Here is a 21,832-nt window from a genome sequence, read left to right on the forward strand (position 1 = left end):
GGCATGAAAGAGCAAATACTCAATTTTATCTCATATTTTCATCTGTATGATTTGATTTTATTTGCGTCATTTGCATTGATTGCTATGTGCTTTGTGTTTTTATCTTTTATTTCATTTCGCAGAAAAATTATTTCTATTCCCCTATTTTTGTTAGGATTTTGTCTTATTATCGCTATTCCTTTTGCAATGCGTTATTTTATGGAAGAAAGATTCTACAAGATAGAAAAAGAGATTGCTTACGATCGCACTTATAATTATTCTGATGTGTATCAATATATCGGGACAATTACAAATGTTGGTAAAAGAAATATTGCTGGTTGCGTGTTTTCACATCAGATTCTTTATGATACAGATAATGAGCAGGGGATAACAAAATACAAGCACAAGATACTGAATCTCGTAAAGCCTAAAAAAGTTTATAATAGAGATATTCCTATGGATTTAAAGGTGGGGCAAAGCGTAAAGATTTCAGAAGTTATGGAGAATTACGCACATAAAGGGGAAAAATATATCACAAAAATAGAGTGTTATGGTAAAGCGAGACATAAAGAGAATGCAAAAGTTTTACAAGGATTCTATAAAGACAATAGCAAAACAGAAGATAGTGAAAATACAGATTCTAAAAAAGTGGCAGATGATGCAGGAAAAGATGATATGAGTGCATATACCGATGAGATAAAAAAGCTAGATGATGATAAAAAAGCTAAAAATATAGCCTCACAAACCCAAAAGGTAAGCATAGAAAAGCAATCACAAAATATCAATATAAATACACAAAATACAGAATCTGCAAACCTAGATTCTAAAGATAATCAAACACAAGATAGCATGAATACACCGCCAAAAACAGACACGCCGCAATCACAAGGCATACCACCACAAATCATGCTGCCACCACAAGAAGAAACATTAGCACCAAATTGGCGTGAAGAAAGGGATAAGTTTAACCCACCATTGCTAAAAGAAATGCCTAGATAGAATCTTTGTGGATTTTTTAGACTGAGATTCATATATTTGTTATATGTGAGATGGCTATTAAATTATGCGATTTCATTGTGCGTTTTAACTAGGATTTTTGCATATTTTGAATGAATTATTTTAAAACAATAAAAATCATGTTATAATAAACTATTTTTACATTGAAAATAAGTTAATACCAAATGGGAGATACAATATGGCTGTGAAACTATTATGCCTATCATCTGCAAACACAAGTCCATTCGCCAAAGCCTTTTTGCAATATATCGCTAAGCATGATTCAATCGAGTATGATTACGCAGAGATTGAGCCTTATGTGCTTGCTAAGATTCCATTCACAAAGCTTTTAACGCATTTTTGCTCCCAAACACCAGATTATGTCATGTCTTTTGATGGACATTATCGCTATATTAAAAATGACCCAAAAATCCCTTTTATTGAAATGAGTAATTCTGTGGCAGGACCCATTAGGACTAATCGCCCCTTTATCAAAACCCCTGTAGAATGGGAAAATAAAGTAGTCAAAGTAGAACCAGCATGGTATAACAAGGTATTGCCGATTGAAGATAAAACGATTTATAGCATGCTTGATTCCTATCGTTATGTATATTTACGCTATCTCGTTGCAGAATCAAAGAAGAATCCAGCAAGAAAAGAACCGCCATTTGCCTTTTATATCCCTGATTGGAACACGCACACAGATGATATATTGAACAATATTTATCGCTATTTGGATTTTTGCAGAGAAGATCGTTGCGGTTTGCATGTCGCATTGTCAAAAGCTGTGTTAGATCCAACCGATATGAGTTTGGAAGAAAAGTATAAAATGAAGCGAAAAAGCATTGACACTACACTAAAGATTATCCATGATGAGATCGATAAGTTTAATAAGGAATATGAAGAAGAGGGGCTTATCGGCAGAGTTGTAGAGAATACTAACTATGAAAAAGACTTATTGAAGTATGATATTCGTCTATTATCTATAGAGCCAAGTAGCACAACATGGCTAGAAGCACTCTATATGCTTAAAGTAAAAGGAGTGCAATGCAATAAGATTCGACTTGTTTTTGCAAGCGGACGCAGATTCCCGGGCACAGACGACTTTGATAAGATGTTGCCTGATGTTGAGAAGTATTTTAAAGAGAATCTTATGCGTAGAGATAAAACACAAATGCTTGGATATATCTACACGACAACAGACAGATTCTATCATTTCTTAGATTTTCAAGAGAATTTTGCGTTACACATGGATTTTAATAAAATTGCTGATATTATCGCAAGTGGTGGAAATATACAACAGCAAGAAGCACAATAAGATTCTAAATATTTAGTCTAACTTATGCTTTTTTGCATCCCTTCTTAAAGCATTAAAGGCTTTTAGCCTTTTGTTATAATCTTAAGCCATACTTCGTATTTTCATATCTACTAACAAATTATTCTCAATTATTATAAAGATTTTTATTTATAAGAAGTGGCAAGTAACACAATGCGAAATTCATACTATTTCAAAATATTTTCCCCTTATTGTTAAAGTCCTATATACATAAATTATTTATAATGCGATTTTATATGTTTATGTTACTTTTATGAGGGTTTATTATGCAAAAGAAAAAACGCGTTTTGATTAAATTTTCTGGTGAAGCTCTTGCTGGTTCTGGTGGATTTGGCATTGATTTAGATATTTTAAAGTTTATTGCAAAAGAGATTAAGAATCTCTATGAGTGCGGATTGGAAATTGGCATTGTTGTTGGTGGTGGCAATATCATTCGCGGCGTTAATGCGGCTCAAGGCGGGCTTATCAAACGCACAAGTGGGGATTATATGGGTATGCTTGCGACTATTATTAATGCCGTAGCAATACAAGAAGCTTTGGAGAGTTTGGGGCTTGATGTGAGAGTGCAAAGCGGCATTGATGTAACAGAAGTTTGCGAGAGTTATATTCATAGACGCGCTTTAAGACATTTGGAAAAAGGGCGGATTGTAATCTTTGGTGCTGGCACTGGAAATCCATACTTTACAACCGACACTGCGGCGGTATTGCGTGCTATTGAGATTGAATCTGCTGTGATTGTGAAAGCTACAAAAGTAAATGGCGTTTATGATAAAGATCCCAACAAATATAATGATGCGACACTTCTGCCTACCCTAACTTATGATGAAGCACTAAGAGATCATATTAAAGTGATGGACGATACTGCGATAGCTCTTGCTAAAGATAATAAATTGCCAATTCTAGTATGCAATATGTTTAAACCCAACAATCTTATTGATGTATTGGTCCATGAAATTGGTGAATTTTCGCTTGTGAAGTAATTTTACACAAAGCAAAAAGATAGAATCTATGCCACCACACATTCAGTCAAACACTCACATTAAGGTTTTGCAATCGCATTTTATGCAATCAGCCCAGACAATAAAAGATTGCCCACCGCAAAACTGCACTGAGATAGCCACGCTGGGACGAAGCAATGTGGGCAAAAGCTCGATTATAAATCTTTTACTCAATCACAAACTTGCAAAAAGCTCAAGCACACCGGGCAAAACAAAGCTCATTAATTTTTTTAGCACCACTTGGGAGCTAACTACTAACAAAGACTCTACGCCCAACACACATGACAGCAATGCAATGCAATGCAAAACAGATTCCATGCAAAATAATCAAGATTTATTACAAACAGAATCTATGCGAATCCCACTTATATTTATCGACTTTCCGGGCTTTGGATATGCAAAAGTGAGCAAAGACACAAAAAAAGTGTGGGATAAGCATTTGACTGATTTTATCTACAAGCGGCAGAGCATTAAATTATTTTGCCATTTAATCGATTCCCGTCATACAAATCTAGCGATAGATACAGAGATTGAAAGATTTTTGCAAAAGATTGTAGAATCTAGACAAGATTGCAAACTTCTGCAAATTTACACAAAAGACGACAAGTTAAACAAGAGCGACTACCACAAGCTAAAAACTCAAAACAAACTCACAATATCTACACTCAAAAAAACCCCACAAGCCACACAGCAACTCTATCATGCAATTTTACATGCAAGCCTTAATTGGTAGGTTTAAGCCAATGATATTTTCAGACAGAGATACCACTTATTCAGTCTAGTTTCCTACTAGACATGTGTTTGCAAAACATGTGAGTGATGGTAGAGACAAGAGATTGGGGCTTTAAACTATAAGCAAAAATCTCTTTTAAGTTTGCTTTATTCAAACATGACAATTATTAGAATCTAACCCTACACCACAAAATTGACTAATTTATTTGGCACGAAAATCTCTTTTTTAATCTCATTTGTAAGCCATTTTTCTGCTACGCTTTTAGCAGCATTTATGACTTCTTCTTTTGTGGCATTTGTGGGCATCATGACTTCAGCGCGTTTCTTTCCATTGACACTAATTGCATAGGTGATTTCATCTTGTTTGAAAGCATCTTTATCAATCTCAATGGGCGTAAAATTTGCGAGATTAAACAACTCTTGACTAAGCTCACTTGCAATATGTGGGATAAAATTCTCTAAAATATGAAGCAATATAAAATAGCCCTCTGTGAAAACTAAATCATCATCTTGTGCAGACAAGGCATTGTGTGCTTCCATACATGCCGCAATTACGACATTAAATGGATAGCCCTCAATCTTTTTATTAAATATATTTTGTTGTTTTTGCAGGGCTTCATATACTTTTAGTCGTGCAATTTTAGAATCTTTATTTAGTTTCTGTGTGTCTATTTTTGGTAATGTCTCGCACTTTTTTACACGCACTTTTCTATCAATAAGTCGGCAGATAAATTTATAGCAACCAACCACACTATTATCATTCCAGTCAAGCGCATAGCTAGATGGTGCAGCAAAAAGGATAAATAATCTTGCAGTATCTGCTCCATAAGATTCTATAATATGTCGCGGCTCTACTACATTGCCTAGACTTTTTGACATTTTCACTCCATCTTTTAGCACCATGCCTTGCGTGAGTAAATGTGAAAAAGGCTCACTAAAGCTAATATAGCCTAGATCTCGCAACATTTTGGTATAGAATCTCGCATATAAAAGGTGTAAAATCGCATGTTCAATTCCACCGATATACTCATCAACTTCCATAAAATATTGCAGAGATTCCGCACAAAAGGCTTTATCTTTACGCAATTCCTTTGGTGTTGTGTAATGCAGGAAATACCAGCTAGATTCTACAAAAGTATCCATAGTATCAGTCTCTCTTATAGAATCTGCGTTGCATTTGGGGCATTTTGTATATTTCCAAGTTGCATGTTTTTCAAGCGGATTGCCTTCCCCTGTTATCTCAATATCATTTGGTAATTCAACGGGTAAAACACTCGATTCTACCACGCCACATTGTGGGCAGTGGATAAGTGGTATAGGTGTCCCCCAATAGCGTTGGCGTGATATGCCCCAATCTCTTAGTTTATAGTTTGTAGTTTTTTTACCTATGCCTTTTTCTTCAAAAAGGGCGATGATTTTCTCCCTTGCTTCCTTGCTATTTAGTCCTGAGAACTTGTCGCTATTACATAAGATTCCATCTTCTGTGTTTGGCTTATTTATACCATCATGCTCACCCTTTGCTTCTATGACGGGCAGTAAGGCTAGATTATATTTTTTTGCAAACTCAAAATCCCTTTCATCATGGCTTGGCACACTCATAACAGCACCACTTCCATAACTCATAAGCACAAAGTTGCTAATCCATACAGGAATCTTTTTCTGTGTGAGTGGATGCAGGACAAAAATGGGGAGAGATATGCCTATTTTATCAGCTTTTGATCGCTCTTTTTCAGCTTGATTGCGGATATTTTTGATTATTTCTATATCATTTTTTGCTAATACATTTTTTTCAATGAGACAATCGACTATGCTATGCTCTGGTGCTATGACACAATAGCTCACACCATAGATTGTATCAGCCCTTGTGGTATAAACATCAAGCGTGTTGATTTTATTATCTAGCAGGTTTTTAGAATCTTTGCATAACTCAAATGAAAAAGATAAGCCGCTAGACTTCCCTATCCAATTTCTTTGCATACTTAAGACTTGTGGGGGCCATTTGCCCTCTAAAGATTCTAAATCATTGAGTAACTCTTCTGCATAGTCTGTGATTTTAAGATAGTATTGATACATTTCTTTTTGCACCACAGGGGTATCACAACGCCAGCATTTACCATCGATAACTTGCTCGTTAGCTAACACGGTTAAGTCATTTGGACACCAATTAAGAAAGGCTTTTTTACGATAGACTAAGCCTTTTTGCCATGCTTTTATGAAAAACTCTTGCTCATATTTGCTATATATTGGATCACAAGTCTCTAGCACCCTTTCTTTTGAAAAGCTTAATCCCATAGTTTGTAATTCTTTTAGCATAACCTCCATATTGCTATAAGTCCAATCTTTTGGGTGGATTTTATGCTTTATGGCAGCATTTTCAGCAGGCATACCAAAGGCATCAAAGCCGATAGGGTGTAATACATTATAACCATACATGCGATAATATCTAGCCATAGCATCGCCTATGCAGTAGTTTCGCACATGTCCCATGTGGATTGCCCCGCTTGGATATGGAAACATTGAGAGAATGTATTTTTTAGGTTTTGAAAAGTCATTGCTTGGCTCAAATACGCCGCTTTCTTGCCATATTTTCTGCCATTTAGATTCTATTGCGGCTGGATTATAGTTTTCATGTGTCATTTGTGAATCCTTCAAAAATAATTGCAATTTTATTGTTATTTATTAAATACTTTTTTAAAATGCTATTTCTTTATCTCTTTAGCGATTTTTTGTAATGCTTCATTCATAGCATGTTGCAGGGTGATGGCTGGATTTTCTCCCATTGCAGAGGTTGTTATGCTGCCTTCTTTTATGCGTTTCATATCATAGCCTAAAAGCTCATAAGTTAGATATACTTTTGCTTCATAATCACTTGTGCCTTTTACATATAAGTCATTAATACTAATTCGCAAAGTGTTTAGCCGCTGACTTAAAGGTGGATTCTGATCTACTTGTAAGCAATGATTTGACGCAATCTTTATGAAAGCGTTTCTTGCCATATTCTTTGGTAAATCAATCCATTTATAATTTGGTAATACCTTAATCTCATTTTTCTCATTATAGAGTAAAATATCCTTGCTATCATAGGGTGAGAGAGCATTCACTTGTAAAGCAAAGCTATCTTGCTTCTTTTTGCATTGATTTTCTAACTCTACATTATCAAGGCTATAAAAAGTCTGGTCTGGCAGGACTGACTTTAGATTCACATTTAAACAACCTTGCAATAATGCTGCAACTAAGATAATATAGAATCCTTGCATAAGATTTAATCGCATATTTACTCCTTTAGTTTCGTTTTCCAAGTAGTGTTTCATAAGGGTCTCGCTCCATTCTATCCATAAACAGACTTGCTTTCTCAAGGAAAGAGTTTAGCGTTTGCAAACTATATCCGCTTTTATTGATAAGTGGTGTTAGAATCTCTCTCACATTAAAATCACCGCGTAATAATGCCCTATCTAAATCCCTTAAAAGCTTATCTGCACTATTTAGAGTCTTATCAAGATTCTGTTTTGTGCCCTCCAGTGAAATAAGCATATTGCGTATATCTTCAATGTTTTTGCTGTCTGTGATATTTTTCACATTGCTTACAATATCTTGTATATCATTTGTCATGCCTTGTGCGTTTTCTAGCAATTTACCAATGGCATTTTTTGCTAGATAGAGTGTCGCTTCATCTTCATCTTTAATGATATTGCCTTTTTCATTCTGTTTTAATTTTAAATAGCTCATACCCACAAATCCATCAGAATCTATTACTAGCTCAGACCCTTCTCTTACAGGTATCTTTTTATTAATAGCAACATCAATTTGCACGACACCTACATCATCTTTTTTAAATCCCATGTGAGTTACACTCCCCACACTAATGCCTTTATATTTTACAGGTGTATTGACACTAATGCCCCCTACCTCATCTTGTGTATAAACATGATAAATCTTCACTCTTCTATCATCAATGCCAAAGCGACCAATCCAAAAGATAAACGCAATCATTGCAATCGTTAAGATACAAAAAATAAGCCCAATAAGTGTATAATTAATATTTCTCTCCATACAAATCCTTTATTTATATTTCCAATATTTCTCACCACGCGTAGAATGAAAAAGGCTATTTTGATGCAAACCATTATTTGCTTCTTTTGCAAACTCATCTAGTGTGCCGCTAAACTCAATCTTTTTATTACCAAGCAAGATAAATCTATCAGTAACATCTTTTATACTATCTAAATCATGTGTAATCATAACTATCGTTACGCCAAACTTCTCTTTTAAAGAAGCGATTAAATCATCAAATTTGCATGCACTAGCAGGATCTAGCCCACTTGTTGGCTCATCTAAGAATAGAATCTCTGGCTCCGTGCATAATGCCCTAGCTAGTGCTACTCTTTTTTTCATACCGCCGCTTAATTCATTCACATATTTATTACACACACTTAAATCAAGCCCTACATTATGTAGCCAAAACTTTGCTATTTCAGGATATAGGTTTGATGGAAAATATGAGTATTCTTCAAGCAGACTTGTTACATTTTCAAGCACATTTAAAGAGCTAAAGAGAGCGCCAAACTGAAATACAACGCCCATTTTTTGCATAATAGTATGCTTTTTAGAATCTTTTAACTTCCAAATATCAGTATTAAGGATATTAATACTCCCAGAAGTTGGTCTATGCAAGAATATAAGCGTATGTAAAAGTGTCGTTTTACCACTTCCACTGCCACCAAGTATAGAGAAAATTTCCCCCTTTTTCACATGAAAGCTTATAGAATCATGTATCAGCGTATTGCCATAATGTGTAGTGAGATTATTAACTTCAACGATATTACTCATAGATTATACCTTGTGAAAATGAAAGAGAAAATCGCATTTGCCATGATAATCCAAAATATCGCATTCACAACACTCATGGTTGTCATTTTACCAATAGATTGCGTATCGCCCCTGCATTCCAACCCACGAAAGCACCCAACAATGCCAATAATCGCACCAAATACAGGGGCTTTTACCACGCCTATCCAAAAATGCGTAATCGACACCGTTTCATAGAATCTTTCTAAATAAGTCTCAAAGCCAATATTAATGCTTGTCTTAATCGCTACCATACCACCAAAAAGTGCAATCGCATCAGCAGCAAATACCATTAAAGGCATAACGATAATAAGGGCTAAGATTCTAGGGATAATGAGAAAATAGAATATATTAAGATTCATAGCTTTCATAGCAGATAACTCTTCTGTAAGTCGCATAGACCCAAGCTGTGCGGTAAAGCTTGATGCACTTCTACCAGCAATCACTAAGGCAAGGATAAATGGTCCCATCTCACGCAAAGCAAGCTTTGCAGTCGTATCAACACTCATAATCGGCACACCCATAGAGTTTAGCTGATATGCCCCTTGCAGTGTGATTGCATAACCAATAATAAGCGAGGTCATAAGCCCAACAGGCAATGCCTTAAAGCCCTGCTCATAGATATGATAAATAAGGGATTTAAAACGAAAATTTGATGGCTTTAAACAACCAAGCATAAAGAAATGTAAAAACATACCCATGAAGTTAAAAAACGATAAGGCAGTTTGATAAAAACTAACACACCACTGCCCTATAAAACTAAAAAAGCTAGAAAAAATATTAAGCCTTTTTGGTCTATATGGGGTGCTTAATACTTCTTTCATTATGGCATTGTCATTATTTTCTATGGCGTTATAGACTTCACCATTAAGAAGCAGTGTGTAACGCTCTGATAAGAGAAAAGAAGTAAGACGGGTAGTCTGCACATTATCAACATAGATATACACATCTTCTATTTGACTAGATTCTAAAGTATTACGCAAAAGCAACATGAAGATAATGCCAACCCTTGCATTTTGAAATACAATATGAATATCGCCTGTGTATTTTTGCACTTGAGCGCGCAAGGCAGTAATGTAGGCTTGCTGCACGAAGCTATCCCAATGCCCCTCGATAATAATAGCATTTGAAGGTGGCTTTATAGTATTAAAACGCGCACATATTGCTTTACTCTCATCATCTGAAACAAACAAAAATTATCCTTAAGATTCTATAACACAAAACGAACAAGCAAGTAGCCACCCCAAATAAAAGCAGCAAACAACATACAAACAAACTGCAAACTACTGCCAATATCCTTTGCATCTCGTGCAAGCGGATGAAATGTAGGCTGGACTAGGTCAATAATCTTTTCAATAGCTGTATTCACTAACTCCGCAAATACCATAAAAAACAAAGGCAAAACTAAAAAAGCAATCTCAAAAAAATCACGCCCCAAAAAACACGCAATAATGAAAAATAACACAAACACAATAAGGATTTGTCGAAATGAGACTTCTTCACTCACACAAGCTTTTAATCCCGCTAGAGAAAAAAAGAAAGCCCCAATAATCCGCTTTACCCCTTTTTTACCGCTTTTCACTATATGCCTTTATTATTAGATTTACGAAGATTCTATAAAGGCTGTATCTTAACAAAAAAAATACATGTTTATGCAAATAATTTATAAAAATGCAATGTAGTATTGCGAAAAGGTTATCATGGTATGACAGGTTTTCTAAGAGATTTTAAAACAACAAAAAAGCAATAGTAATAGTAAGGTTTAGAATTGGGTATTAAGGCTGTAAAAACAAAGAGAGAACTTAAAAATACATAATATGCAGATATAATATAACTCTATTCTACACATAAGGAACACAATGTTTAATGTTTTAATTTGCCTAAAACAATTAGATAATATCAATCTAGCACCTATGTTAGAAAGATTATATAATCACGCAAAACCACAACAGATACATATCATAACAAGTAGCAATAACGCAAATCTTATTTTAAATTTATCGCAGAATATACAAGAAAAAATCTATATTTTTGATGAGGATAAAATCTACAAGAATCTAAGTCTTGAAGTCATTCAAAAGTATATGGAATCCAAAAATGCGGCTATATGGCGAAGCGGCTGGTATTTACAGCAATTTCTTAAAATGGGATATGCAACTTTTGCGAACTCAAATGATAAAACAAGTAATGCTTTGTTAGACATGGGGGGGGGGGGGTGATTGTTGCCCTATTTTTACTCCATATTATCTTATTTGGGACGCAGATTGTATTGCTTTAAATGATATGATGTTTTTTCATCATGAAAAATTGCAACAAGAAAAACCAGAAAACCTTACTACATATTTTGCAAAACACGATTATATTCATAAGCCATATTTTGACACATTAGAGCGACTTCAAATACCCATTTATAAGCAAGATTCTATAAGCATTTTAATGCGTGCGGTTGATTTTAGTTTTATTGTGGAACACATGATGATAAATAATTCTATTATGTGTGAGCTTATTTCTCGTATAGAAAAAACACATAATAAGTTATTTTTTGAAGCGATTTTAGAAAGCATCGATGAATGCCAACTTAGTGCTTCTGGATTTAGTGAGTTTGAAACATACGGCAATTTTGTAGCTAGTCAATACGGCAATCAAGCACACTATATTACGCTAAGACAAGATAGAGCAGCAAAATCAATAATAAGCATAAACCCAACACATAAGCAACTAGAATGGTATAGTAAATACTATGATACATGTTGTATAGAAACTTGGATTGAAGAAAGCTTTATAGGTAAATTAACAAAATATGCAGTATTTAGAAGTATATCACCTTACGCATGGCATAAGATTCTAAGTGCTAAAAGAGAACCGAATATTTTTAGAAAAAAGCTAAAAGCAAAATTAAAGAATCTGGTATGCAAAAAGTAAATCTCAACCCCAAAGCAATAGCACCACTCAAACAAATTTAACTTATATGTGATAAGGTAGAATCTATTTTAGACTATTTTTTTGAAAATATTGTTCTCAAAAAATATGGGCTTTACAAGTATAATTATATTGTATCACACAAAGCGTTTTTTGTGTCCAATTAAGATTCCATTGTATAAGCACTTAAGTTTTTAAAACTCATCGCAGTATGGAAAATAATTCTTGCGTTTCTTTGACGAGAGTGAGTCGGTGGACATTGCCTTTATGAATCCACCTTAGCTACCACAATATATTTGAGAATCTACATTTATTTATCACTCATTGCCCACATCACAACCGCACCTTGCATTTCATTTTCATAATCTTCTTGTATCTCAACAAAGGGGAGTTTATATTGTTTGCATTGCGCTTTTAACGCACTATGCTCTTTTATAAGCTGCTCTTTACTAGCCACATAAGATTCCTTGCGTTTTTCTATGGTATTTTCTTTGAGTTTTATTGTGTGATAATGTTTTAAAATATATTGCTTTGAAAAGATAAGAAAAAGCACTTTTATAGATGCAAAGGGCTTAGAATCTAGCAAGTTTCGCACATGTTTGGGCTCTAAACTTACGCCCTCTAGTATGAGATTTTGCTCATTTTCTATGCAAGTTTCAATAATGCCAACTACGATATTCCATAAAAATGCGGTGATTTTAGAATCTTCCTCCACACTAAAAGGTGGATTTTCTAGTCCTTTTATAAAGCCCATTTTTAAATGATCTAAACTCATATAAGGATAATGATAGATTTCAAGCAACCTTTGTGCCAAAAGCATTTTGCCTGTATAGCTTTCCCCACCGATTAGAATTATCATAGTTTTGCCTTTCTGTTTTTTGCATATTTTCTTGCATTATAGTATGAAAATTTCTCACAAAAGGACACAAATGCTAACCAAACTCGCACTTATCAGCCTAGGTGGTGGTATAGGGGTGGCGTTACGCTTTTATATAGGCTATAGTGTTGTATCTATTTTGCCAAGTCAATATCTGCATTATAGTTTCATAGCGACATTTTGTATCAATATGTTGGCGTGTTTTGGCATAGGGCTATGTGTGGCGATGATAAAGGGGCAAGATTCACTCTTATTTGTGTTTCTTACTATCGGTTTGCTTGGGGGATTTAGCACATTTTTACCTTTAGCCTAGAAGTGCTAAAACTCCTGCAAAATCATTGTATCCTTACCGCAATGCTTTATATGCTACTCTCCAATGTATGTGGAATCTTATGCGTGTATTTAGGCTATGTGTTTAAGGGCTAGATTCTACAAAGATTTAAGATTCTAGCCTTTCACATACTTTTGCAAATGTGTTTATACTTGCTTATATTGCTTTGGATTTGCATCAAAGCAAACTTCACTCAAACATCTCTTTTAAAGCATTAAGCAATTATCTTTTCAAAGTTGTGCCGATTTCTCTTTCATTGAGCCATTTTATCGTGTCTGGATTGGCGTGATCAAGCATTCTATGCGGTGTGTCAAGCTTGGCTATCTTAAGCAAATCCGCTCTATCTAACGAAAAATCAAAAATATTAAAATTTTCTCTCATATGGGCTATATTTTTACTAGCTGGTATGGTTACAATGCCTCTTTGGACTATCCATCTTAGAATCACTTGTGCGGGAGTTTTGTTGTGTTTGCTGCCTATTTCACACAAGGTTTTATCCTGCAATATATTATCTCGTGCTTGTTTTAGAGGACTCCACGCTTCCATTTGCACTCCAAGTTTTTGGCAAAATCGCTGGGCTTGTATCTGCTGAAAATGCGGGTGGCACTCTATTTGATTTACAGCGGGGGTGATTTCAAAATTTTGCACAAAATCCATTAGTCTAGCATTGCTAAAGTTACTCACGCCAATAGCCCTAACTCTCTTTTGCTTATAAAGCTTACTCATCGCCCTATACGCACCATAAGTATCATTTATAGGCTGGTGGATAAGATATAAATCCGCATAATCAATTTGCAATTTCTTTAAGCTTTCATTATAGGCTTTTCCTGCCTTATCCTCTGTCGCATAGGCTTTAAAAAGCTTAGAAGTGATAAAAAGCTCTTCCCTTTTAATCCCGCTAGATTTAACCGCTTACCCCCACGCTAGATTCATTGCCATAACTTTGTGCGGTATCAAAAAGTCTAAATCCCACTTCTAATGCTTGTTCTACATATTTTTGTGTTTCTTTTTGATTGCCTAATTTGAGTGTGCCAAACCCAAGAATTGGCATAAAGATTCCATTGTTTAGATTCCATATTAGGTGTGTATAATATCACTTACCAACGCAAAATTGTGAAAACATAGAATCTAGCATATCTTCTACATCATAGGGCTTTGTCATAGAGCCTAGTGATTGCAAACTCTGGTGTAATTCAAAACTTGCAAGTTCTAGTGATCCACTTATCAGCAATTCCTTTGCAATGCTAAGATTTTTGCACGCAGATTCTAAAAGATTGCTTTGTGTGGCATTTGTCAGCACAAAGGTATTATTATCAATCTCCATAGTTAAAAAGTTGGCAATTTTCTCTTTTAATAGTCTTGCATTATTCTCATCTTTTGTATTTAGAGTGATTGTTTGAAAGGGTGTAAAATCATGGGTATTTTGCTTAGCTAAATCATTTTTATTTAGCACGATTAAAACAGACTTATTACTGCATTCGCTTTTTAAAAAGTCTAGTATTTCGAAATCTTCCTTACTCATAGGTTTTGAAATATCAAATACACAAAGGATTATCTCACTCTCTCTTGCACTCTTCATGCTTTTTTCTATCCCCTGCATTTCAATAGAATCTGTGCTTGTGTGTATGCCGGCAGTATCAGTGAGTGAGACTAGATTCCCACAAATATCAAGCATGGCTGTAATGGTATCCCTTGTCGTCCCAGCTATATCGCTTACAATCGCCCTATCTTGCATTAATAAGAGATTAAGCAAAGAGCTTTTACCAACATTTGGTTTTCCTATGATACAAAGCTTTATATCTTGCAACTTTTGATAATGCCTGCTTGAATCAAGTATAGCTTGGAATCTCGCTTGTATTGAAAGCAGGGTAGAAACGCTTTTAGATAATATATCTTTGTCTAAGTCCTCTTCACTATAATCGATATTCACTTCAATTTGTGCGATAATGTTTAATATCTCTTGCCGCACAGATTCTAACATTTCACTTAGTTTGCCATCCATATTTCTTGTTAAAAGCTTTGTTAGGTTTGTATTTGTGTTGTTTATTAGGGCAAGTGTTGCTTCCAACTCTACTAAATCAAGCTTATTATTACGCAATGCTCGCATACTAAATTCACCAGCTTTAGCCAAAGTCGCACCAAAGGCTAAACATGCTTTCAGAATCTCATTTGCCACTAAAATGCCGCCATGACTTTGAAACTCCACAATGTCTTCACCTGTAAAACTTTTTGGGGATTTAAAATAAATCACAATGGCTTTATCTAACATTTCGCCTTTTTCATTATAGATTCTATGAAGTGTGGCTTTTCTGGGGATTAATAGATTTTCTAAAGCATCTTTTTTAAGCAATTTTGAAGCAATATGCAAGGCTTCATCTCCGCTAAGGCGGATAATGCTAATAGCACTTTTTGCAAGCGCACTAGATATAGCTACAATTGTATTCATTAATATTTAGGAAGATTCCCAAAGCCATGTATATTGTTTCGCATATTATTGTTGCTTATAAATTCGCTAATGCTGATATATTTTTCCCCATCGGCATTTTCTCTAAAAACAATATATTTATTTGGCAGGGCATCGCGTAACATTTTTAATGCAATGTGTGTTAGGACACCATCTAGTGGCTTTGTCTGTGCTTTACCATTTACTTTTGCACTCTCAATGATAGGACCAAGATAAGCTCTCATCATCTCTTCTTGATTCTTTAGAAATTGTGCTATCTCAAGTCGCACACCTAAACCATAACAAGTATGAATCCAGTTAAAAAGCAAATAGCTAAGAGACTTGTAACGATAGCCTTTCTGCCCGATAAGTAAAGCTGCATCAAGCCCATCAATAAGAATGAAAAGCGTATGATCATCATAAGGTTCTACATGGATTTTATTAAGCTTTAGTGGCAAGTAAGAAAGCAGTTCAGTAAGCTCATCTTGGACTTCTTTACAAATAGATTCTATATCCTTTTTTTGCTCTGCATTACTTTGTGTGCTATCCTGCCACGCTACATTAGAATCTTTATCATAAAATGTAGAATCAAAATCGCCTTGCACCCTCTCATCAATAGACTTTTTATGTGGTATGGAAGTATTTTGCTTTATTTCTTTTGTGTTTGCATGAGTTTGTGTGGGCTTAGAATCTGTTATGCTAGATTCTGCTGCTTTGGTGTCTGTCGTTTTGGGTTTTGTTATTTGAGATTCTAATATTTGGCTTTCTCTTGTTTTAAACTCTTGGGCTTTACTCTCTTGTGGTCCTTTATTTAGCGTGTCGGCTTTAAACTCATTTGCATAAGATTTAGTGTTATTGTCTTTATTTGTCTGTAAATCTTTGGCTATGAAAGTGTGCTTTGTCGGTGTTTCATCACTTTCATCACTATCTTTACTTTCTTTACTTGTGTATTCTTTGGCATTCAAGTCTGTTTGATTATTGCTTTCCATGTTTTCAATATGTTTATTATTTGATAAGCTATTGTCGCTAGTATTGATTTTAGAATCTTTAGAATCTATTGCAGAAATTGTTGCAGAAGATTCTTTTGTGTCTTGTGTTGTTTCGGTGTTGAGTGAAGTTGTGCTATTCATACTATCTATATTTGTTTCAAGTGGCTTTGTAGATTCTGTATTTGCGGTATTGATATTATGTTTTTTTGTGGCAACGATGATTGCTTCTTTTTTCAAGAATCCTAGAAATCCACTACTTGGATTCTGAATAACTTCATATTCTATTTGTGTCAATGAGCAGTCAAAATGCTTTGTAGCTTCTATCAATGCAGCATCAAGCGTGTTTGCACTAAATCTTTTCATTTATAAATTCCTTAATATTTGTTATTTCATTTACCATATTGTAACATATTATTGCCTATTTTTTGTTTTATGTGTATGTTTTTTGTGGGTATGCTCTTCAATCTCTTTTTGCCTTTTAGATTCTAGCATTTTATTAATAGCAAGTTGCTGGATAATAGAAATAAGGTTATTAATCGTCCAATAAAGTATAAGCCCTGCTGGAAAGGTGATTAAAAAGAATGTAAAAATAACAGGTAGCCATTTAAACACTTTTTCTTGCATAGGGTCTGTAAAGGTTGTGGGCGTAAGGGCTTGTTGTAAATACATAGAAAGTCCCATAAGCAAAGGCAATACAAAATAAGGATCCATAACACTTAAGTCGTGTATCCACCACATAAGCGGTGCGTTTTTAAGCTCAACTGCATTATACAAAACGCGATAAATAGCAAAAAACACAGGGATTTGTAATACAAGTGGCAAACAGCCACCAAGCGGATTTGCACCATGTTTTTTATAAAGCTCCATCATTGAAGCTTGCAATTTCTGTGGATCGCCTTTATATTTTGCTTGTAAGTCTTTCATTTTGGGGGCTAATTCTTTTAGCTTTTGCATACCCACCATGCCCTTAAAGCTTAATGGGAATAGGATAATGCGTATAATGATTGTCAAAACGATGATGGCAACGCCCCAATTTCCAATATACTGATATAAGAAATCAAGCAATGCAAAGATGTATTTCGCAAAGAAAGTGATTCTGCCATATTCTACAACGCTTGTTAAATGCGGATTAATAGATTCTAAAACCCTATAATCTTTTGGTCCTATATAGCCATGCAATACTTCATTAGCACTGCTTACATTAATGAAAGGGGTGGGCAGTCCCTTGCTAAAAGCACCAATGCTAAGTGAAAGCGGCTTATCAATATTAAATAAAAGGCTTGTATAATATCTATCTACACTTGCTACATAGAGTGCATCATCAAAGTTTTCTCCCTCATTTTTTGCGTCTCCATCTTCTATTTTTTCAATCGAGCCATTATTTTTTTGCAATACTACGCCGTGGAATACATAGCTTTCAGAATCTGCATTTGGACGCATACCATTGCTGATTAGATATTGTGTCTGTTTGCTTAATTCTATTTGGACTTTATAGGTCATATTTGGTTCAATAGTGATAATCTTCTTTACCACTAAATCACCTAAATCCTGCGTTAAAGTAAGCGTTTCTGCTTTATCTGTAAGCACGATATGCGATCTGTCTGTGCTATATTTTATCTCACTTGATTTTTTTCTATAATTCTCATCAGTAAAAATCATTTGCAATGGATAAAGCGGCACATTATCTGCTAATAAAGGCAGTCTATCAAGCTTTTTATTCTCACCGCTCACCATACCAAAAAGTCGCCCAATATGTGTAAAAATGCCCTCTTGATGTGGCTGGGTGTATTTATCCGCCTTGAGATACACCTGCGTAATTGCACCTGATGTATCAATATCCATATCAAAATCTTGTGATTCTATACGCACGAGATTTTCTTTTATTTGTGGCACAGAAGTAGGAATGCCTTTCATAGTATTACTAGCGTTTGTTGATGAAGGCGGTGCAATTATATTTGCATTTGTATTCATCGCACTTTGTGGGATCACCTCATTTTCACTTTTAACACTAGAATCTGTTACTTGATTTGCTGCTTGTGGCTCTTTTATCGGTGGCTCTGGTGCAAAAAACTTTGACCATATCACAATAACTGCAAATGAAATGGCAACCGCTAAAATCAGCCTTAAATTACTTTGTTTATCCACTAAAAACCCTTAATATTTTATAAATGAATCGAAATTATATAAAATTTTTTCAATTTAAGCAAACAAGAATGTGAATCTACAAAAAAATATGTCGTTTTTGGTATAGATTTGATATAAGGTTTTGCTAAACTAGTTTGATACAATTTTATATTTTCAAATGTCCTTTGGCTTAGATATACGCTTGGAAAATCAAACCCACCATGAAAAAAAGGATTACAACGAAAGATTCTTAAAAGAATCTTTACATTCGCAATAAAAACATTATCAAATCGCAAAAGTAATAAAGCATACGAAGAACACGATGGATAAAAACGACAATTAGCCCCAAGCAAAGGCGAAATAGCATATCGATAGAATCTTACTAAATACATGGCTATTGTATTTAGGCTTTTTTGTTTATTTAAGCAAGGATTATTGCGTGATAAATTTTTTCTCAAGATAGTTTCCAATATAAGAAAATGGATAGCAAAGCATAAAGTAAATAAGCAGTATCGCACCATACACGATGAAATTAACACTTGTATCATGTCGCCCAACAACCTCAATCAACTGCTGCCCTACTTTTAAAAGCTCCACAACGCCAATAAGTGGCAAAAGCGAAGTGGTTTTAATGATTCTGCCAAAGAGATTTATGCTTGAGGGCATAAGAGCTTTTAGGGCTTGAGGGATAATTATGTAATATTCAATCTGCCATGTGCTAAAACCTAAAGCAAGAGCAGATTCTCTTTGGTGCTTTGGTATATTAAGAATACTTGCTCGGACTAAATCACCCATCTCAGCAATCCCCCACATACTAAAAACAATAATCCCACAAGTAATCGCACTGATATGTAAGTCAAAGCTACTAGGTATGCCATAATAGATAATAAAAAGCCATGCAATAAGCGGCACAATCCGCACAGATTCTAAAAAGAATCTACAAATATACTGCATAATCTTACTTTTTACAATCATAAGTCGCCCCATAATAAGCCCACCAACAACTGAAAAAATAATGCTAATCAATGCTACAAATAGCAAAACACCAACGCCATCTAAAACCCGCCATAGTGTTGTTAGACTAAAGAGTTCTCCCACTTTATGCCTTTATATTTTTTAATTTAATATTAATTGAAACATGCAATTATAACAGATTTTATATCCCTTAATCCATAATAGTAAATATGAAGAAAAATGAAATACATGTTATATGTGAAAATATGAATCTATCAAGTAATTTAGTTTCTATAAACCTTTGCCTGAATAGCTAAAAAGCCTAGATTAAAAGTCTTTTGTGTGTTTTGATGTAAAGATTCTATATCAATAAAAACTCTTATAACCTTTTAAAACATTCCACTACGAAAGGTAAGAGATTCGGCACCAATGCTATACCACCGATTATAAAAACTAAACAATAAAATTTTTTGTGCTCTCTTTTTTACTTTGCCTAAAAGATTCAATAACACATAAACATTTTTTGCAAAAAAAATAAAGTAAAAATAACCCTAAAGCAAGAGATTCTACTATCAAAAAATACAAAAATGCCTTATATGAATTAAACAATAGAGATAATCCATACAACAATATAAGACTTACTAGCACACTAAGGATAAAAATAAAAAAGCCTAAGCCAAAACCAACAATAAGGTTCTGTCCATCTAATGCCCTATATCTTTTCAATCTCTCTGCACTTGCAAACACACATAAAACAAAGATTAAGCCCACGCCAAAGTCATATAATACGCTAAAAATTTTTACATAAGAGTGTATAGGGTGATTCAATAAAAATAGCACGATTATACTAACACAATATCCAAAGAATAAAGGAAGCCCTACTAAGAATGCACTTTTGCGATAAAACAACACAGCAAAAAATAGAGTAAAAATATTGAGATGATAGACAAAATACATACCTATCGCCTCACTATTTACATAAGAGCTAAACATAGATAATTCTACTCATTTTTGACAAGAATATAAAATAACAAGCTATACAAAATCATACTCTAAATTAAAATATGTTTGGTAGTTTTGAAGTTCATGTTTCGTAATTATAACCATTATATATCTTGTGATTTTGCCATCACTTGTTATGCAGTTTTTAGCTATTCTTAAGTGTTTTTTAGATAGAATCCAGCTTATTGTTTTTATAAAAAAGGATAGACATGGAAGAAAGACTCTTTACATTTGCGGGGTTAATCAGCACCGACCATGCGTTTATTACAATCTTTTACACTATTTTATGTGCGGCTGTAACTATTGGCATTAGCATGTTTGCTGTGCGAAAACTACAAGCTGTGCCGACAGGTATGCAGAACTTTTATGAGTGGATTATCGGTGGTATGCTTTATATTGGTAAGGATTCTTTAGGTGAGAAGTTGGCACGCAAATATTTTCCTTTAGCTGGGACGATAGGCATTTTAGTGTTTTATTGCAATGTTATAGGTATGATTCCGGGATTTGAAGCACCTACCGCAAGCATTAGCTTTACTCTAGTGTTAGCTTTAATCGTGTTTTTTTACTACCACTTTGAGGGCATTAGGGCAAATGGTTTTGGGAAATATTTTGGACATTTTGCAGGTCCTATAAAGCTACTTTCACCATTGCTTTTCCCTGTTGAGATTATCTCACATTGTTCTCGTATTATCTCGCTATCGTTCCGTTTATTTGGGAATATACGCGGTGATGATATGTTTTTACTTGTAATGTTGCAGCTCGTCCCTTGGGTCGTGCCACTTTTACCATTTGGAATCCTTATGTTTATGGCTGTATTGCAGGCATTTGTATTTATGATTCTCACTTATGTATATTTGGCAAGTGCTGTTTTATTGGATGATGAGCATTAAAAAGCTACAAAGACAATGTATAAAACCGAAATGAGACGCTTTTTAGCGGCGATGGAGTTTTGTTATGGTTTTCTCTTTGGTGTAGCACTTTTTGGGGCAACTCTTACCTTTCTTATTACACCTGATTTGTTTCCGGCAATATTATTTGCTGTATGTGTTTTTGCTTTTTTTATTTTCCTTGCCGCTATCGTGCGTTATTGTATTATGCGTATAAAGATTGCTGATGAAATGTTACGCATAGCTTTAGAAACACAAGATTTACAAGAGCAATATTTGCAAAATAGAATCTCACAAGATAGCATTTCGCAAGATGGGCTTTTGCAAACCACACAAGCAACATATACGCAAGATGTGGAAAAATAGGTATATAGAGTCTCATTGTGTGTGGTTATGTGAAGTAAGCATTTTTTAGTTATA

General features: G+C 34.5%; 24 protein-coding genes. 9 read left to right on the plus strand and 15 right to left on the minus strand.

The genetic code is table 11. The annotated features are described in order from the left end of the window. The first annotated feature begins 3 nt into the window (after positions 1–3). The 4 genes from XJ32_RS06125 (at position 4) to XJ32_RS06140 (ending at position 4,042) form a co-directional block, all read left to right on the plus strand. Positions 4–978, plus strand: a complete 975-nt coding sequence (locus XJ32_RS06125) for a DUF2393 family protein (RefSeq protein ID WP_077388692.1) — start codon at positions 4–6, stop codon at positions 976–978. A 196-nt stretch (positions 979–1,174) separates the two neighbouring features. After that, entirely contained in the window at positions 1,175–2,293 is a 1,119-nt protein-coding gene (locus XJ32_RS06130; protein WP_005217547.1) for a hypothetical protein, read from the plus strand. Between the two features lie 284 nt (positions 2,294–2,577). Continuing rightward, positions 2,578–3,291: a UMP kinase gene (gene pyrH / locus XJ32_RS06135; RefSeq protein WP_077388693.1), complete on the plus strand. Its 714-nt coding sequence runs from the start codon at positions 2,578–2,580 to the stop codon at positions 3,289–3,291. An 82-nt stretch (positions 3,292–3,373) separates the two neighbouring features. Then, entirely contained in the window at positions 3,374–4,042 is a 669-nt protein-coding gene (locus XJ32_RS06140; protein WP_217332061.1) for a GTP-binding protein, read from the plus strand. Positions 4,043–4,221: 179 nt separating this feature from the next. On the opposite strand, the gene leuS is transcribed toward XJ32_RS06140, so the two are convergent. The 6 genes from leuS to XJ32_RS06170 form a co-directional block, all read right to left on the minus strand. Then, positions 4,222–6,678, minus strand: a complete 2,457-nt coding sequence (gene leuS / locus XJ32_RS06145) for a leucine--tRNA ligase (protein ID WP_077388695.1) — start codon at positions 6,676–6,678, stop codon at positions 4,222–4,224. Positions 6,679–6,740: 62 nt separating this feature from the next. Next, positions 6,741–7,313, minus strand: a complete 573-nt coding sequence (locus XJ32_RS06150) for a hypothetical protein (RefSeq protein ID WP_254422517.1) — start codon at positions 7,311–7,313, stop codon at positions 6,741–6,743. 10 nt (positions 7,314–7,323) lie between these two features. Continuing rightward, positions 7,324–8,091 (minus strand): MlaD family protein, encoded by a 768-nt coding sequence (locus XJ32_RS06155; RefSeq protein WP_077388697.1) that lies wholly within the window; start codon positions 8,089–8,091, stop codon positions 7,324–7,326. A 9-nt stretch (positions 8,092–8,100) separates the two neighbouring features. Next, positions 8,101–8,868 carry an ABC transporter ATP-binding protein gene (locus tag XJ32_RS06160; protein WP_004085798.1) on the minus strand — a complete coding sequence of 256 codons (768 nt, stop codon included), beginning with the start codon at positions 8,866–8,868 and terminating at the stop codon, positions 8,101–8,103. Further along, on the minus strand, positions 8,865–10,079 hold the full coding sequence (locus XJ32_RS06165; protein WP_077388698.1) for an MlaE family ABC transporter permease: 1,215 nt from the start codon (positions 10,077–10,079) through the stop codon (positions 8,865–8,867). The genes XJ32_RS06160 and XJ32_RS06165 overlap by 4 nt, the downstream gene beginning before the upstream one ends. 17 nt (positions 10,080–10,096) lie before the next feature. Beyond that, positions 10,097–10,468 carry a diacylglycerol kinase gene (locus XJ32_RS06170; protein ID WP_005217089.1) on the minus strand — a complete coding sequence of 124 codons (372 nt, stop codon included), beginning with the start codon at positions 10,466–10,468 and terminating at the stop codon, positions 10,097–10,099. 277 nt (positions 10,469–10,745) lie between these two features. On the opposite strand from XJ32_RS06170, the gene XJ32_RS06175 reads away from it, so the two are divergent. Together XJ32_RS06175 and XJ32_RS06180 are read left to right on the plus strand one after the other, a co-directional pair. After that, positions 10,746–11,105 carry a hypothetical protein gene (locus XJ32_RS06175; protein WP_077388699.1) on the plus strand — a complete coding sequence of 120 codons (360 nt, stop codon included), beginning with the start codon at positions 10,746–10,748 and terminating at the stop codon, positions 11,103–11,105. Between the two features lie 64 nt (positions 11,106–11,169). Beyond that, a complete protein-coding gene (locus XJ32_RS06180) occupies positions 11,170–11,808 on the plus strand; it encodes a hypothetical protein (protein ID WP_155761465.1) in 639 nt (212 codons plus the stop codon). 307 nt (positions 11,809–12,115) lie between these two features. On the opposite strand, the gene XJ32_RS12810 is transcribed toward XJ32_RS06180, so the two are convergent. Continuing rightward, positions 12,116–12,664, minus strand: coding sequence for an adenylate kinase (locus tag XJ32_RS12810; protein WP_254422287.1), 549 nt, complete (start codon positions 12,662–12,664; stop codon positions 12,116–12,118). A 70-nt stretch (positions 12,665–12,734) separates the two neighbouring features. Here XJ32_RS12810 and XJ32_RS06190 point away from each other — a divergent pair, with 70 nt between their 5' ends. Beyond that, positions 12,735–12,995 carry a FluC/FEX family fluoride channel gene (locus XJ32_RS06190; protein WP_254422288.1) on the plus strand — a complete coding sequence of 87 codons (261 nt, stop codon included), beginning with the start codon at positions 12,735–12,737 and terminating at the stop codon, positions 12,993–12,995. A gap of 240 nt (positions 12,996–13,235) precedes the next feature. Here XJ32_RS06190 and XJ32_RS06195 read toward each other — a convergent pair whose 3' ends face one another. From XJ32_RS06195 to XJ32_RS06225, 8 genes are all read right to left on the minus strand, one after another. Further along, entirely contained in the window at positions 13,236–13,907 is a 672-nt protein-coding gene (locus XJ32_RS06195) for an aldo/keto reductase (RefSeq protein WP_367635301.1), read from the minus strand. A 10-nt stretch (positions 13,908–13,917) separates the two neighbouring features. Then, a complete protein-coding gene (locus tag XJ32_RS12815; RefSeq protein ID WP_254422289.1) occupies positions 13,918–14,064 on the minus strand; it encodes an aldo/keto reductase in 147 nt (48 codons plus the stop codon). A gap of 42 nt (positions 14,065–14,106) precedes the next feature. Continuing rightward, on the minus strand, positions 14,107–15,459 hold the full coding sequence (gene mnmE / locus XJ32_RS06200; protein WP_077388701.1) for a tRNA uridine-5-carboxymethylaminomethyl(34) synthesis GTPase MnmE: 1,353 nt from the start codon (positions 15,457–15,459) through the stop codon (positions 14,107–14,109). Continuing rightward, the gene (locus XJ32_RS06205) at positions 15,459–16,808 is read right to left on the minus strand and encodes a Jag N-terminal domain-containing protein (protein ID WP_077388702.1); all 1,350 of its coding nucleotides are present in this window, start codon (positions 16,806–16,808) and stop codon (positions 15,459–15,461) included. The genes mnmE and XJ32_RS06205 overlap by 1 nt, the downstream gene beginning before the upstream one ends. Before the next feature lie 48 nt (positions 16,809–16,856). After that, positions 16,857–18,590: a membrane protein insertase YidC gene (gene yidC / locus XJ32_RS06210; protein WP_077388703.1), complete on the minus strand. Its 1,734-nt coding sequence runs from the start codon at positions 18,588–18,590 to the stop codon at positions 16,857–16,859. Positions 18,591–18,607: 17 nt separating this feature from the next. After that, positions 18,608–19,117 carry a membrane protein insertion efficiency factor YidD gene (yidD, locus tag XJ32_RS06215; RefSeq protein WP_367635128.1) on the minus strand — a complete coding sequence of 170 codons (510 nt, stop codon included), beginning with the start codon at positions 19,115–19,117 and terminating at the stop codon, positions 18,608–18,610. After that, the gene (locus XJ32_RS06220) at positions 19,002–19,667 is read right to left on the minus strand and encodes an amino acid ABC transporter permease (protein WP_077388705.1); all 666 of its coding nucleotides are present in this window, start codon (positions 19,665–19,667) and stop codon (positions 19,002–19,004) included. The genes yidD and XJ32_RS06220 overlap by 116 nt, the downstream gene beginning before the upstream one ends. Positions 19,668–19,976: 309 nt before the next feature. Continuing rightward, the gene (locus XJ32_RS06225) at positions 19,977–20,516 is read right to left on the minus strand and encodes a hypothetical protein (protein ID WP_077388706.1); all 540 of its coding nucleotides are present in this window, start codon (positions 20,514–20,516) and stop codon (positions 19,977–19,979) included. A 218-nt stretch (positions 20,517–20,734) separates the two neighbouring features. Between XJ32_RS06225 and XJ32_RS06230 the strand changes: the two genes are divergently transcribed. Together XJ32_RS06230 and XJ32_RS06235 are read left to right on the plus strand one after the other, a co-directional pair. Further along, positions 20,735–21,415 carry a F0F1 ATP synthase subunit A gene (locus tag XJ32_RS06230; RefSeq protein WP_004088563.1) on the plus strand — a complete coding sequence of 227 codons (681 nt, stop codon included), beginning with the start codon at positions 20,735–20,737 and terminating at the stop codon, positions 21,413–21,415. A gap of 15 nt (positions 21,416–21,430) precedes the next feature. Further along, positions 21,431–21,778 (plus strand): hypothetical protein, encoded by a 348-nt coding sequence (locus XJ32_RS06235; protein WP_077388707.1) that lies wholly within the window; start codon positions 21,431–21,433, stop codon positions 21,776–21,778. Positions 21,779–21,832 lie beyond the last annotated feature (54 nt).

The sequence above is a fragment of the Helicobacter bilis genome (assembly GCF_001999985.1).
GTDB classification, from domain to species: Bacteria; Campylobacterota; Campylobacteria; order Campylobacterales; family Helicobacteraceae; genus Helicobacter_A; species Helicobacter_A rappini.

What these genes read in the sequence shown, in the direction of transcription:
- XJ32_RS06125 (WP_077388692.1), top strand. Translation starts at nt 4, where the DNA reads ATGAAAGAGCAAATACTCAATTTTATCTCATATTTTCATCTGTATGAT.
- XJ32_RS06130 (WP_005217547.1), top strand. Translation starts at nt 1,175, where the DNA reads ATGGCTGTGAAACTATTATGCCTATCATCTGCAAACACAAGTCCATTC.
- pyrH (WP_077388693.1), top strand. Translation starts at nt 2,578, where the DNA reads ATGCAAAAGAAAAAACGCGTTTTGATTAAATTTTCTGGTGAAGCTCTT.
- XJ32_RS06140 (WP_217332061.1), top strand. Translation starts at nt 3,374, where the DNA reads ATGCAATCAGCCCAGACAATAAAAGATTGCCCACCGCAAAACTGCACT.
- leuS (WP_077388695.1), bottom strand. Translation starts at nt 6,678, where the DNA reads ATGACACATGAAAACTATAATCCAGCCGCAATAGAATCTAAATGGCAG.
- XJ32_RS06150 (WP_254422517.1), bottom strand. Translation starts at nt 7,313, where the DNA reads ATGCGATTAAATCTTATGCAAGGATTCTATATTATCTTAGTTGCAGCA.
- XJ32_RS06155 (WP_077388697.1), bottom strand. Translation starts at nt 8,091, where the DNA reads ATGGAGAGAAATATTAATTATACACTTATTGGGCTTATTTTTTGTATC.
- XJ32_RS06160 (WP_004085798.1), bottom strand. Translation starts at nt 8,868, where the DNA reads ATGAGTAATATCGTTGAAGTTAATAATCTCACTACACATTATGGCAAT.
- XJ32_RS06175 (WP_077388699.1), top strand. Translation starts at nt 10,746, where the DNA reads ATGTTTAATGTTTTAATTTGCCTAAAACAATTAGATAATATCAATCTA.
- XJ32_RS06180 (WP_155761465.1), top strand. Translation starts at nt 11,170, where the DNA reads ATGATGTTTTTTCATCATGAAAAATTGCAACAAGAAAAACCAGAAAAC.
- XJ32_RS12810 (WP_254422287.1), bottom strand. Translation starts at nt 12,664, where the DNA reads ATGATAATTCTAATCGGTGGGGAAAGCTATACAGGCAAAATGCTTTTG.
- XJ32_RS06190 (WP_254422288.1), top strand. Translation starts at nt 12,735, where the DNA reads ATGCTAACCAAACTCGCACTTATCAGCCTAGGTGGTGGTATAGGGGTG.
- XJ32_RS12815 (WP_254422289.1), bottom strand. Translation starts at nt 14,064, where the DNA reads ATGCCAATTCTTGGGTTTGGCACACTCAAATTAGGCAATCAAAAAGAA.
- mnmE (WP_077388701.1), bottom strand. Translation starts at nt 15,459, where the DNA reads ATGAATACAATTGTAGCTATATCTAGTGCGCTTGCAAAAAGTGCTATT.
- XJ32_RS06205 (WP_077388702.1), bottom strand. Translation starts at nt 16,808, where the DNA reads ATGAAAAGATTTAGTGCAAACACGCTTGATGCTGCATTGATAGAAGCT.
- yidD (WP_367635128.1), bottom strand. Translation starts at nt 19,117, where the DNA reads ATGATACAAGTGTTAATTTCATCGTGTATGGTGCGATACTGCTTATTT.
- XJ32_RS06225 (WP_077388706.1), bottom strand. Translation starts at nt 20,516, where the DNA reads ATGTTTAGCTCTTATGTAAATAGTGAGGCGATAGGTATGTATTTTGTC.
- XJ32_RS06230 (WP_004088563.1), top strand. Translation starts at nt 20,735, where the DNA reads ATGGAAGAAAGACTCTTTACATTTGCGGGGTTAATCAGCACCGACCAT.
- XJ32_RS06235 (WP_077388707.1), top strand. Translation starts at nt 21,431, where the DNA reads ATGTATAAAACCGAAATGAGACGCTTTTTAGCGGCGATGGAGTTTTGT.